At 65.3% G+C, this 13,233-nt stretch carries 11 protein-coding genes; 4 read left to right on the top strand and 7 right to left on the bottom strand.

What is annotated here, in order from left to right; translation table 11 throughout:
• The first annotated feature begins 21 nt into the window (after nucleotides 1–21).
• From ACOCG7_RS01930 to kdgD, 3 genes are all read left to right on the top strand, one after another.
• Nucleotides 22–1,350, top strand: a complete 1,329-nt coding sequence (locus ACOCG7_RS01930) for an MFS transporter (RefSeq protein WP_421376632.1) — start codon at nucleotides 22–24, stop codon at nucleotides 1,348–1,350.
• A gap of 145 nt (nucleotides 1,351–1,495) precedes the next feature.
• The gene (gene gudD / locus ACOCG7_RS01935) at nucleotides 1,496–2,845 is read left to right on the top strand and encodes a glucarate dehydratase (protein ID WP_083082238.1); all 1,350 of its coding nucleotides are present in this window, start codon (nucleotides 1,496–1,498) and stop codon (nucleotides 2,843–2,845) included.
• A 53-nt stretch (nucleotides 2,846–2,898) separates the two neighbouring features.
• Entirely contained in the window at nucleotides 2,899–3,816 is a 918-nt protein-coding gene (gene kdgD, locus ACOCG7_RS01940) for a 5-dehydro-4-deoxyglucarate dehydratase (protein WP_114163966.1), read from the top strand.
• A 144-nt stretch (nucleotides 3,817–3,960) separates the two neighbouring features.
• On the opposite strand, the gene ACOCG7_RS01945 is transcribed toward kdgD, so the two are convergent.
• The 3 genes from ACOCG7_RS01945 to ACOCG7_RS01955 all read right to left on the bottom strand — a co-directional run bounded on the left by ACOCG7_RS01945 (nucleotide 3,961) and on the right by ACOCG7_RS01955 (nucleotide 7,667).
• Nucleotides 3,961–5,469, bottom strand: coding sequence for an MFS transporter (locus ACOCG7_RS01945; RefSeq protein WP_073428686.1), 1,509 nt, complete (start codon nucleotides 5,467–5,469; stop codon nucleotides 3,961–3,963).
• 291 nt (nucleotides 5,470–5,760) lie between these two features.
• The gene (locus tag ACOCG7_RS01950; protein WP_073428685.1) at nucleotides 5,761–6,402 is read right to left on the bottom strand and encodes a DUF6923 family protein; all 642 of its coding nucleotides are present in this window, start codon (nucleotides 6,400–6,402) and stop codon (nucleotides 5,761–5,763) included.
• A 44-nt stretch (nucleotides 6,403–6,446) separates the two neighbouring features.
• On the bottom strand, nucleotides 6,447–7,667 hold the full coding sequence (locus tag ACOCG7_RS01955) for a helix-turn-helix domain-containing protein (protein WP_073428684.1): 1,221 nt from the start codon (nucleotides 7,665–7,667) through the stop codon (nucleotides 6,447–6,449).
• Nucleotides 7,668–7,794: 127 nt separating this feature from the next.
• On the opposite strand from ACOCG7_RS01955, the gene ACOCG7_RS01960 reads away from it, so the two are divergent.
• Nucleotides 7,795–8,562: a DUF899 domain-containing protein gene (locus ACOCG7_RS01960; RefSeq protein WP_073428683.1), complete on the top strand. Its 768-nt coding sequence runs from the start codon at nucleotides 7,795–7,797 to the stop codon at nucleotides 8,560–8,562.
• A 156-nt stretch (nucleotides 8,563–8,718) separates the two neighbouring features.
• On the opposite strand, the gene ACOCG7_RS01965 is transcribed toward ACOCG7_RS01960, so the two are convergent.
• From ACOCG7_RS01965 to ACOCG7_RS01980, 4 genes are read right to left on the bottom strand one after another with little or no spacing between them, the layout of a single operon-like run.
• A complete protein-coding gene (locus tag ACOCG7_RS01965) occupies nucleotides 8,719–9,951 on the bottom strand; it encodes an NAD(P)/FAD-dependent oxidoreductase (RefSeq protein ID WP_421376636.1) in 1,233 nt (410 codons plus the stop codon).
• Between the two features lie 31 nt (nucleotides 9,952–9,982).
• Nucleotides 9,983–10,339, bottom strand: coding sequence for a RidA family protein (locus ACOCG7_RS01970; protein ID WP_073428681.1), 357 nt, complete (start codon nucleotides 10,337–10,339; stop codon nucleotides 9,983–9,985).
• Between the two features lie 4 nt (nucleotides 10,340–10,343).
• Nucleotides 10,344–11,870: an amidase gene (locus ACOCG7_RS01975; protein ID WP_073428816.1), complete on the bottom strand. Its 1,527-nt coding sequence runs from the start codon at nucleotides 11,868–11,870 to the stop codon at nucleotides 10,344–10,346.
• A gap of 25 nt (nucleotides 11,871–11,895) precedes the next feature.
• Complete coding sequence (locus ACOCG7_RS01980; protein WP_073428680.1) at nucleotides 11,896–13,185, bottom strand: MFS transporter; 1,290 nt, start codon at nucleotides 13,183–13,185, stop codon at nucleotides 11,896–11,898.
• Between the last annotated feature and the right edge of the window lie 48 nt (nucleotides 13,186–13,233).

Raw genomic sequence — 13,233 nt, forward strand, 5'->3', positions numbered from 1 at the left:
GGCCCCAATCGGAGACCACCCTTGACGCCAGCTCCCACCACGACGAACCCGCTCGACTCCGCGGTCTCGAAGGTCAAGCGGCACGTGCTGCCGCTTTTCCTGATCATGTTCATCGCGAACTACATCGACCGCGTGAACATCGGCTTCGCGAACGCCCACATGCAGACCGATCTCGGCATTGGCGCGGCGGCCTATGGTTTGGGGAGCGGTTTGTTCTTCATCGGCTATGCGTTGTTCGAGGTGCCGTCGAACGTGTTGATGCAGAAGTACGGTGCGCGCGCATGGCTGACCCGCATCATGGGGACATGGGGGCTCGTCGCGGCCTGCATGGCCTTCGTATGGAACGACACGTCTTTCTACGTGCTGCGTTTCCTGCTCGGCGTCGCCGAGGCCGGCTTCTTCCCCGGCGTGGTTTTCTACTTCACGCAATGGCTCCCGCAAAAAGAGCGCGGCAAGGCCATCGCGGTGTTCCTTGGCGGCTCCGCGCTCGCGTCGGTGCTGTCGGGACCGATCACCGGCAGTCTGCTGTCCATTCGCGGACTCGGCCTGCACGGCTGGCAATGGATGTTCCTCATCGAAGGCGGTTTCTCGGTCGCGCTGTGCGCCGTGAGCTGGATGCTGCTGAAGTCGCGCATTCGCGACGCATCGTGGCTGACCGCTGACGAACAACACGCGCTCGAATCGTCGATCGCGGCGGAGCAAGCGGAACGCGAGGCCGCCGGCAGCGCGCATCTTCCCGCGATAAAACTGTTGAAGGATCCGCAGATCCTGCTGTTCTGCTTCCTCTATTTCTCGATTCAATTGACCATTTACGCGGCCACGTTCTGGTTGCCGACGATCATTCGCAAGATGGGCGGGCTGTCCGATTTCCAGGTCGGGATGTTCAATGCGATTCCCTGGCTGATCGCGATGGTGGCGATGTACTGCTTTGCGATATTGTCGGCGAAGTGGCGCTTTCAGCAGGCGTGGCTGGCGGTGGCGCTCGTCATCGCGGCGTGCGGGTTGTTCGCGTCGACCTCGGGCAATCCGGTTCTCTCGTTCGTCGCGATCTGCTTCTCGGCAATCGGCTTCAAGGCGGCGGCTTCGCTCTTCTGGCCGATTCCACAGGGCTATCTCGATGCGCGCGTGGCCGCCGCGGTGATCGCGCTGATCAACTCGGTGGGTAATCTCGGCGGGTTTTTCGCGCCGGCCACGTTCGGTTATCTCCAGCAGCACACCGGCTCGATTACCGGCGGCCTCTATGCGTTGGGCGTGGCTTCGCTGATCGCGGCGGCAGCCGGTTTCCTGACGCGCAATCGGCGGGTCAATCGCGACGTGCTGCCGGAGGTTCTCCACAGCAAGGCGCATTGACTACCATGATCTTTGGAACCGCCGATCATGAAGCGCGCACTTTCCCTTCCCGTCCGGCACGGGTGTTGAACGCGAAGGCGAACGCGAACGCGCGCCGCAATGATCCTCGCCCTGCCGCCCCACCCATTCAACCGTTTCCATTCTTATGCCAACGAACACAACTCAATTGAACGCCACACCCACGGTCACCGAATTGCGCGTCGTCCCCGTTGCCGGCCGTGACAGCATGTTGATGAATCTGAGCGGCGCGCATGGCCCGTTCTTCACGCGCAACATCGTCATTTTGCGCGACAGCGCCGGGCATACCGGCGTCGGCGAAGTGCCCGGCGGCGAGAGCATCCGCAAGACGATCGACGATGCGCGTCCGTTCGTGGTCGGCCAGTCGATCGGCAATCTGCAAGCGATGTTGAACAAGGCGCGCACGCAGTTCGCCGACCGCGACGCGGGCGGGCGCGGCCTGCAAACCTTCGATCTGCGCACCACCATTCACGCGGTCACCGCGCTCGAAGCCGCGCTGCTCGACCTGCTCGGCCAGCATCTCGGCGTGCCGGTTGCGGCCCTGCTCGGCGAAGGCCAGCAACGCGACGAAGTGGAAATGCTCGGCTACCTGTTTTATATCGGCGATCGCAACAAGACCGATCTGCCGTACGCGAGTGGCGCTGAAGGGCGCGACGACTGGGAGCGCGTTCGCACCGAGGAAGCGATGACGCCCGAAGCGGTCGTGCGTCTCGCCGAGGCGGCGCAGGCGCGTTACGGCTTCAACGACTTCAAGCTGAAGGGCGGCGTGCTGCCCGGCGACGCCGAGATCGAAGCCGTGACGGCGCTCGCCGAACGCTTTCCCGATGCCCGCGTGACGCTCGATCCGAACGGTGCGTGGTCGCTGGCGGAAGCCATTCGCCTGTGCCGCGACAAGCACGACGTGCTCGCTTACGCGGAAGACCCATGCGGCGCGGAAAACGGCTACTCGGGCCGCGAAGTCATGGCGGAATTCCGTCGCGCGACCGGCTTGCCGACGGCCACCAACATGATCGCCACCGACTGGCGTCAGATGGGTCACGCAATCCAGTTGCAGTCCGTGGATATTCCGCTTGCCGACCCGCATTTCTGGACCATGCAGGGCTCGGTGCGCGTGGCGCAGATGTGCAACGACTGGGGTCTCACGTGGGGCTCGCATTCGAACAATCACTTCGACATTTCGCTCGCGATGTTCACGCACGTCGCGGCCGCGGCGCCCGGCAAGATCACCGCGATCGACACGCACTGGATCTGGCAGGACGGCCAGCGTCTGACGCGCGATCCGCTGCAAATCGTCGGCGGCAAGGTGAAGGTGCCGCAGGCGGCGGGACTCGGCGTCGAGATCGACATGGACGAGATCGAAAAGGCGCACGCGCTGTATCAGCAACACGGCCTGGGCGCGCGCGACGACGGCGTCGCCATGCAGTACCTGATTCCCAACTGGAAATTCGACAACAAGCGCCCCTGTCTCGTGCGCTGAGTCGCCGGCGATTTGAACGGCGGCGCTTATCTACGTTTGACCTTAATCACACCATGACCTCACCTCAAGAACTCAAAGCGATTGTTTCCGAAGGCCTGTTGTCTTTCCCCGTGACCGACTTCGATACGAACGGCGATTTCCGTGCCGACACCTATGCCGCGCGTCTCGAATGGCTCGCGCCTTATGGCGCTTCGGCGCTGTTCGTCGCGGGCGGCACGGGCGAATTCTTCTCGCTGACCAGGAGCGACTACACGAACGTGGTGCGCACCGCGACCGAAGTCTGCAAGGGCAAGGTGCCGATTCTTGCCGGCGCGGGCGGCCCGACGCGCGTGGCGATCGAATACGCGCGGGAAGCGGAGCGTCTGGGTGCGAACGGCATTCTGCTGATGCCGCACTACCTCACGGAAGCGTCCCAGGAGGGCATCGCCGCGCACGCCGAGGAGGTCTGCAAGTCCGTGCCGAACATGGGCGTGATCATCTACAACCGCGCGAACTCGAAACTGAACGCGGACATGCTCGAACGTCTCGCGGAGCGTTGCCCGAACCTGATCGGCTTCAAGGACGGCGTCGGTGAAATCGAAGCGATGGTGACGATCCGCCGCCGTCTGGGCGATCGCTTTTCCTATCTCGGCGGCCTGCCGACCGCGGAAGTCTATGCGGCGGCTTATAAGGCGCTGGGCGTGCCGGTGTATTCGTCGGCGGTATTCAACTTCATTCCGAAGACCGCGATGGAGTTCTATCGCGCGATTGCCGCGGACGATCACGCGACCACGTCGCGACTGCTGGATGAATTCTTCCTGCCGTACCTCGCGATCCGCAACCGCCGCGCGGGCTACGCGGTGAGTATCGTGAAGGCGGGCGCGAAGCTGGTGGGCCGCAGCGCCGGTCCGGTGCGCGCGCCGCTGACCGATCTGACCGAGGAAGAAATGGACAAGCTCGACGCCCTCATCAAGAAGCTCGGCGCGCAGTAAGCGGGCCGGTCGCTATCTCTGGACGCGCCGCGACGAAACGTCCGGCGCGCGTCACGCCGCCGCAATGGCGTCGCGTCGACCTGTCGTAGCGAGACGTGACCGCAAGCGCTTAGCCGCTCAACCGCAGCGGCCAGTCCATCACGCTCAACTCCGTCGAAACACGACGTGCGAGATCCGCTGCACGAGCAGCGCAGCGGCAAGCGCCGCGACGGCGGTGAGCCAAACGCCGATATGAATCGACTGCACCAGCGCATCGCGAGCCGTATCGATCAAGGCGAGCGTGTTGAGCCCCGAAGGCTTCATATCCGCGATCAGCTTCAGGCGCAGTTCCTCATCGATCAGAATACGCAGATCCACAAAACGCGGCAGCCATTGCGAGGTGGCCGGCTCGCCGAGCACGCTCATCGTGCGCGTGACCACGTTGCGGTAATGATGCGACACCACCGTCGCGACAATGCTCGTGCCCAACATGCCGCCCACCATTCGCGTGGACTGCAGCAGCGCGGTCGTGATGCCGAACCGCTCGCGCCCGGCAATCTCCTGCCCGAACACATTCAGATTGTTGAGGATGAAACCCAGACCGATGCCGACCGCCGCCATCGGCAATTCGAGCCACAGGTGCGGCGTGTCCGGATTGGCGAACGCCAACGCAACCGACGCGAACAGCAGCAACGCGAAGCCGATCGACAGAATGCGCGTGGGCTTCTTCATGTGAATGACGATGCGCGTATTCAGCAGACTGCCGAGCGCGATGCAGGCGGCAATCGGCGTGGCGAGCAAACCGGCCTGTTGCGGCGAGAGGCCGAAGCCGCCTTGCAGCAGCAGCGGCGCGAAGAAGATCAGCGAGAACATCACGAAGCCCGACAGCATGCCGAGCGTGAAGAGCGTGACCAGTTGGCCGTCCTTGAACAGGTCGAGCGGAATGATCGGATGCGTGGCGCGCTTCTCGCACACCAGCAATGCAATCGTGCCGACGATCACGCATGCCGCCAGCGTGAGATTGCCGGCGGTCAGGCCGTCTTTCGGCACCGCTTCGATGAAAGCCTGCAGGCCGCCCAACACGGCGGCGACGAGCGCCGCGCCGAGCCAGTCGATCTTGACCTCGCCTTCGTGCGGACGCCGGAAGCTCGGCAGATGCGCCCAGATGAAATAGAGCGCCGCGGCGCCCACCGGCAGATTGATCAGGAAGGTGGAGCGCCAGCCCCAGTGCTCGCTCATCCAGCCGCCGAGCGACGGCCCCGCCGCGGTGCCGATGCCATACGCGGCCGCCATCACCACCTGCCAGCGAACCCGCGCGCGCGGATCGGGAAAGAGATCCGGTATCGACGCGAACGCCGTGCCGACCATCATGCCGCCGCCGATGCCTTGCAGGCCGCGCGCGATCACCAGAAACAGCATGTCGTTGGCGACGCCGCAGAGCACCGACGCCACCGTGAACGTGATGACCGCGGCGATCACGAAACGCTTGCGGCCGAAGTAGTCGCCGAGCCGGCCGAATACCGGAACCGTCACCACCGACGCCAGCAGATAGGCGCTGGCGATCCACGCGTAGTACTCGAAGCCGTGCAGCTCGGCGACGATCGAGGGCAGCGCGGTGCTGACGACTGTTTGATCCAGTGCGACCAGCATATTGACGAGACCGATGCCGAGCATCGCGAAGAGGGCGTTTCGGAAAGGCAGGGCAGTCGCTGTTGGGTTCACGGATCGGGAGAATAGTTTTTCAGGGAAGACGCTGCGGGGCCAGGCTCGGCCCGCGGTCTCGACGACTCGCGTCTTCTTGTTGTCTGACTTCTTGACAACAATTATACGGGTTATCCCTTATCTGAAACTATTCAGTCTGAGGAAACAGACAACCGCGTTGCGCCAATGTGAAAAGCAACAACGCGGTGACCGCCGCGCCACCAACCCGCGCTTGGCCGTCGAGCGAACAGACCTGCTGCCTGCCTACGCGCCTCGCCTCGGCCGGCGAACGGCTCTCACCTTTCCGCTGCTTCCGCCGCCGCAGAAGAACCGGTCGCCGCCATCGGATTCGAGCCCCGAGATGCCCACGCCGGCCGGCATCTGAACCTTCTCCTCGACCTCGCCCGTGCGCGGATCGATTCGCCGCAATTCGCTCTCGTCGCCTTCCCACGTGCCGTGCCAAAGTTCTCCGTCGACCCACGTCACGCCCGTGACGAAACGGTTCGACTCGATCGTGCGAAGCACCGCCCCTGTCTCCGGATCGACCTGATGGATTTTGCGCTCGCGGTACTGCCCCACCCAGAGCGTTCCTTCGGCCCACGCAAGCCCCGAGTCACCGCCGCCGCCGGGCGCCGGGATCGTGGCGAGCACGCGGCCGGTCGCCGGATCGATTTTCTGGATGCGGCTCTCGGCGATCTGAAACAGATGCTCGCCGTCGAAGGCCGTTCCCGCATGCGCGGCGACCTCGAGCGAGCGCACCGTCTTGCCGCTCGCCGGGTCGAGGGCGTTCAGCTTGTCGCCGGTGGCAAACCATACGTGCTGACCGTCGTAAGTGACGCCATGCACGCTCTCTACGCCCGGAAAGGGCCCGTATTCATTCACGATTTCAGCTGCGGATCGGTTCATGGTTTCATCCTCGTCGACGGTTGCGGGTGGTTCATGTGGCCATCCTAATCGCCCGGCAACGGAGCCGGGAGTAACAAGGTGGTCGTGAATCCCGGCATGGGCGGCGTGATCCAGCGACGCGCGCGCCCCTTTCCGAACGACTGCGCCTTGCCCGCCGCCGCGAGCGAATCGAGCGCCCGCTGCGCACTGCGCTGGCTGGCGCCGAGCGCCAACGCGAGCGCTGAACTCGACCACGATTCGCCGTCGGCGAGCAAGGCCAGCGTCGCCGCGTGCTTGTCCTCGACGGGCCGCGCCAGCACCACGACCTCGCGCGCGTGACGCGGCGCCAGCGCGAAGCCTCGCTTGGTCGCGCTTACGCCGGCCACCGGTCGAAGCAACGAGCGCAACCGCCCGAGTTCCACGCGCAAGCGCGCGCGATGTGATTCGTCGGCGAGCTTCGCCCTGAATGCGCGGGCGACGAGCGTGTCTCGCGACACGTCAGCCGGCCACGCTTCGGCGAGAGCCCGGGCAAGCACGAATAGCACCGGACGGCTTGCCAGCGAGATCACGGCGTCTTCATGGCGCACGACGTGACGGCATGCGTCCACGACGAGCGCTTTCGACGCCAGCAACGCTTCGACTTCATCGAGCAGCAGCGGCCGCTCTTCGCCATGCGCGAGCAGCCGCGCGGCCGGCGTGTTCAGCATGCGCGACGCGCTTTCCGCTTCCGCCGTCAGCGCGGGAATACCTGCGCGGTGCGCAGCCTGCACGGCGCGCGCGAGGGCGGCGCGCGCCGCCTGCGTGTGGATGCGCCGCATCGCGATCCCCGCCACGACCAGTTCGTGGGCGGCTCGCAACGCGGGCGGGAAGGGTTCGGGGTCGAGCGCGGCGAGCGCACGCTCGGCGTCGTCGAGACGGCCGATCAGTAGAAGGCGTCGCACGTCCAGATACCGCGCATGCGCGGCGTTCACGCGGTCGCCGTGCGCTTCGAGCGTGACGCGCGCCGCGTCCAGCGCTTTGGCGGGCCAGGCCAGGTCACGCGAAGCGAGCGCGATTTCGGCTTGCGCGACGACGCAGCGCGCACGCGATACCGGCTCCCTCGCGCCGAAGGCGCGCGCCGCGCTTCGCAATAGCGCCTTCGCTCGAACGAGATCGCCGAGCTGCGCCATCGCGATGCCTCGCAGCGCGAGCGCGGGTGCGTCGTCGCGCAAGGCAACCCGGTTCAGCGCGCCGAGCGGATCGCCTGCGGCGAGCGCGCGCGCCGCGGCCGTGACTAGCGAGTCCATGATTTATTCGAATCGCGCCACACTTGTCACTCCCCGTGTCCGAAGCCGGCGACTAATCTAGCACGACCCCAACCCGCATTTCGTGGCGAGCACCGCGCGAACGGCGAAGGACATCAAGGAGAGACGCATGACGACGAAACACATCACCGGGACACGAGACGAGTGGCTGGCCGCGCGGCTCGAATTGCTCGAAGCGGAAAAGGCGCTGACGCGGCAAAGCGATGAACTGGCGCGGCGGCGTCAGCAATTGCCGTGGGTGCGGATCGACAAGGCGTATCGCTTCGAGACCGATGAAGGCAGCGCCTCGCTGGCGGATCTCTTCAGAGGACGCTCGCAACTGCTGGTCTATCACTTCATGTTCGGGCCGGACTACAAGGCGGGATGTCCGTCGTGTTCGGCGATCGCGGACGGATTCGACGGCCTCGTCGTTCACCTCGCGAATCACGATGTCGCGCTTGCGGCCGTGTCGCGCGCGCCGCTCGCGAAGCTGCAGGCGTACAAAGAGCGAATGGGATGGACGTTTCCGTGGGCGTCGTCGCTCGGCAGCGACTTCAACTTCGACGTCAACGTTTCATTCACGGAGGCGCAGCAGCGCGAAGGCAGCGTCGAATACAACTATCAGCGCGGCGGCCATGCGATGGATGCGACGCCGGCCCCGGAGCCGGTCGTTCAGTTCGCGGCCACCTGCGGAACCGACGCCCCGACGTATTCGCGCGACCGGCCCGGCATGAGCGCGTTCGTGCTGGAGGATGGTGTCGTCTATCACACGTATTCCACTTATGCGCGCGGCCTGGACGGGCTGTGGGGCATGTATCAGTGGCTCGATCGCGCGCCGCTGGGGCGCAACGAGACGGGCGTGTGGTGGCGTCGGCATGATGAGTATGAGCGGCGTTGAGTCGTTCTCCGATCTGCGGTCGGTGCGCGGCGCGGCAAGCACACGTTTTCGCAACTGGCGATTCAGGCGATTGCGATGCTCGAAGCGAGGGTCTTGCCGCTGTACGGGAAGAGTTCATAAAGCGCGCTTCCAAACCCGCGCTTTTAACCCCCGCGTCTAAAACCGCTCGACCCTGAACGGCCGCGTGTCCACCAAGGTATCTTCGCCGGTCATCATCTCCGCGATCAACCGGCCCGTGACCGGACCCAACGTCAGCCCGTGGTGCGCATGGCCGAACGCGAACCACAAGTCCTTATGTTTTCGCGCGGGTCCGATTATCGGCATCATGTCGGGCGTGCAAGGGCGGCGCCCCATCCAGGCTTCGTCGTCGAGGCGCTTGTCCAACGGGAACAGCGTGCGCGCGACCGGCTCGACCGCGGCGAGTTGCGTCGGGGTCCTGGGCGCATCGCAGCGCGCGATTTCCGCGCCTGTGGTCAGGCGAATGCCTTTTGCCATCGGCGCGAGCAGGTAGCCCTTCTCGGCATCCAGCACCGGGTGATTCAAACGAGCCTGCCCACGCGGCGCATAGTGCATGTGATAGCCGCGCTTGACGCCAAGCGGCAGCCGGTAGCCGAGCCGCGAACTCACGCGATCCGACCACGGACCCAGCGCAACCACCGCCGACGAAGCCGCGATCGTGCCGTCGTTCGTGTCGACTTCCCAACCGTCGCGCAGCGAACTCGCATCGCCAATCAAAACCCGCCCGCCCAGCGACTCGAAATGCCTGGCGTACGCGGTGACGAGCGCATGCGGATCGCTCACCGAATCGGAGGCCGTATAGCGCAAGCCGCCGAGCAAGGTCGTGTCGAGATCGGGTTCCATCTGTTGCAGGCGGGCGGCGTCGAGCGATTCGAAATCGACGCCGTATTCCCGATGCCACTGTTCAGCGAGCCGCGTTTCCGCATCCCGCACGGCTTCGCTGCGAAACACCTTGATCCAGCCGCTTGGCCGCAATAACGCGCTTGCCCCGGCATCGGCCGCCAGCGCGCGGTGCTCGCTGACGCAGTGTTCGATCAGCGTCGAGTACGACTTCGCGATCGCGGCGTGCCGCGCCGGATGCGAATTGCGCCAGTATTGCCACAGGAACGGCGCGGCTTGCAGCATCGCGTCGGCATGGTAGCAAACATCCGGCGACCGATTGCGCGCATAGCGAAGCAAGCTGCCGAGTCCGCGAGGAAACGCATACGGATAGACGCCTTCGCGCTGGATCAACCCGGCGTTGCCGAACGAAGTCTCGTTGCCGGGCAGCTTGCGATCGACCAGCGCGACCTGGCGTCCGCGCTTCTGTAGATGCACGGCGACGCACACGCCCACGATGCCCGCGCCGAGTACCACGGTGTCGAATTTCATTCTCGTCATCAGCGAACTCACACGTTGCCGGTTATGCCGCGAGCGCCGTCACCGCGACTTCGACATCGCAACCGGGCTTCATCAGCAAGGCCTGCACGCAGGCGCGGGTCGGCGCATGACCTTGCGGCACCCACGCATCCCACACCGCGTTGAATTCGGCGAAGTGCTTCGGATCGCTCAACCAGATGTTCGCGGACACGAGCCGCGTGCGATCCACGCCCGCCGCTTCGAGCAACAGGTCGATCCGCGCGAGAACTTCGTTTGCCTGTTCGGTGATGGACACGTTCGCCGTGTCGGGCACCTGGCCGGCCAGATGAACGACGCCGTTGGCGATCACCACCTGGCTCATGCGCGCATTCGTTTGCAGACGTTTGATTTCGTTCGACATGGTTTTATACCGTTGAAACGCCGGCGCCTTGCGCGCCGGACTCGTTGAAAAGAGGCGGCGAAGTCACGATCGACTTCAGCGACGGATTCGGCTGCGCGAGCTTTGACAGATCCGGGCACGGGCGGCGCAGCACCGGCGACTGGTCGAAGACCTGCTCCATGGCGTGCGCGACGGCGAGCGTCTTGCGGTCGCCATGAAACGGTCCGACGATCTGCATGCTGAACGGCATGCCCGCCTGATCGACGCCGCACGGCAGCGACAGCGCCGGGTGCGTGGTCAACGTGACGACGTAGGTCAGCGCGAGCCAGCGGTAATAGTTGTCCTGCTCGCGCCCGCCGACCTGCGCCGCGTACAACTGCTGCCACGGAAACGGCGACACCGGCGTGGTCGGCGAGAGGATCACGTCGTATTGATCGAACGCGCTCTGGAAGCGCTTGAAGATGCGCGTCTGCTCGGCTTGCGCCCATGCGCTGTCCGCGAGACTCATGGCCGCGCCCAGTTCGTAGTTCGAGCGCGTGTTCGGGCCGAGCTGGTTCGGGTCGCGCGTGTAGGCCTCGTGCAGACCGGCGACGAAACTCTCGGCGCGGATCACGTCGAAGCAGCGGTGCACGTCGCCAAGATCGAAGCGCACTTCGTCGCAGGAACGGAACGACGGCGCGATCAGCGCGATGCGTTCGCGGAACAGTTGGCGGATCTCGTCGTCCACGTCGCAACTGCCGAAGTCTTCCGTCCAGCCGACCCGCAGCGCGCCGAGGTCGATGTTCTCCGGCATCGCGAAGCCAAGCGGATCGACCGGAAAGCTCAACGGATCGCCCGCGGACATGCCGGCTGTTGCCGCGAGTTGCAGGCACGCTTCGGCGACGCTGCGGCCCATCGGCCCGACCACCGAAATCGGCGTCCAGCCCACCAGCTTGCGCGAGTTCGGCACGAGTCCGGGCGTCGGACGAAAACCCACCACGCCGCATTTCGACGCGGGAATGCGCAGCGAGCCGCCGGTGTCCGAGCCGGTGCAAACCGGCAGCATGTCGCAAGCGAGCGCCGCCGCGGAGCCGCCCGACGAGCCGCCCGCATTCAACGCGGTATTGAACGGATTGCCGGTCGCGCCCCACACCGGGTTGCGCGTGTTCGCGCCCGCGCCGAGTTCCGGCACGTTGGTTTTGGCGGTGACGATCGCGCCGGCGGCGCGCAGCCGTTGCACGAGCACGGCGTCCTGTGTCGGCACGTTGCCGCGCGACATCGGCGAGCCGTAAGTCGTGAGCAGGCCGGCTGTGTTCTCAAGGTCTTTCACGCCGACCGGCAAACCGTGCAGGAGCCCAAGCGGCGCGCCGTCGAGCACCTGCTTTTCGGCGCGCTTCGCGGCTTGTCGGGCAGCGGGAAAGTCCGTCGCGGTGACCGCGTTCACCGCGGGATTGACCGCCTCGATGCGCTCGATGCAGGCTTCGAGCAACTCCACCGGCGAAATCTCTTTCGCGCCGATCATCCGGCGCAGTTCGACCGCGCTGCGGCCCACCAACTCATGGTTGTGACTCATTGCATCCTCGTTCATCGCATTCGATTCATTCGGCGAGCGCTTCGCCGGTACGGTCCCGCAGCCAGATCACCGGCACCAGCGAAATGACGCACGCGGCGGCGACGTACCAGGCCGGCGCGAGCGGATTGCCGGTCCGTGCGACCAGCCAGCTTGCAATAAAAGGCGAGAAGCCGCCGAAGAACGATGCGCTCACGACATACGTCAACGCAATGCCGGTCGCTCGCACATGCTTGGGAAACAGTTCGGGGATCATCACCAGCACCGGCACGATCTGCCCCGCGACGAACACCGCGAGCAGCCCCGAGACGACGCACAGCGCCGTGATCGACGGATGCGCGCTGAGAAACGCGAACGCGGGATAGACGAGCAGCAGCATGATGACACGCGATGTCACCAGCACGCGCTTGCGGCTGAAGCGGTCCGCGAGCATGCCGGCGAACGGCGCGGCGGCGAACAGCACGAGCGAGCTGACGATGCCCGACGTGACCGAAGCCGTGGGCGAAAGATGCAGCGAGCGCACCGCATGGCTCGGCAGAAAAAATGCGGTGATGTAGACGGACACCGAGCCGCCCAGTTCCGCGAAGGTGCCGAGGATCGTCAGCTTCAGATGCGTGGTCAGCGCCGCTTTCAACGCGCCGCGCGGCGCGGCCTCGCCGGGCTTGCGCTCGGCCAGCGTTTCCTCGAGCCGCTTGCGGATCAGCATGCCCGCGGGCGCGGCGACGATGCCGAGCAGAAACGGAATGCGCCAGCCCCAGTCGAGTACCGCCTGCTTCGGCAGCAAGCCGTTGACCAGCGTCGCGACCACCGCGCCGAGCACGAGCCCCGCCGCCGTGGCCGCGAAGTTCCAACTGGCGAAGAAGGCGCGCGTGCTGTCGGTTGCGTATTCCACCAGCAGCGTGGTGCCGGGGCCGAATTCGCCGCCGGCCGCGAAGCCCTGGATCAGACGCGCCGCGAGCACGATGAACGGCGCGACGAAGCCCGCCACCGCGTAAGTCGGCGCGAAGGCGATCATCGCGCAACTGAGCGCCATCAGCATGATGGTGAGCACCATCGCCTTTTTGCGGCCGGCGCGGTCCGCATAGGCGCCGATCACGATGCCGCCGAGCGGCCGCACCACGAAACCGACGCCGAACACGCCGATCGACAGCAGGAACTGATTGACCGGCGATGCGCCCGGAAAGAACAACTGGCCGATCTGGATCGCAAAGTAGCTGTAGATCGTGAAGTCGTAAAACTCCAGCGCGGTGCCGATCGTCGTGGCGGTGATGACGTGAGTTTTCGTCAGGCCGGACTTGCTGAGTGCGAGCGTGGACACAATGAGCTTCCCACAGGAAAAGGGTGGAATCGACGTGAGTTATCATAT

Source organism: Paraburkholderia sp. DD10 (assembly GCF_049177125.1).
Lineage (GTDB): Bacteria > Pseudomonadota > Gammaproteobacteria > Burkholderiales > Burkholderiaceae > Paraburkholderia > Paraburkholderia terricola.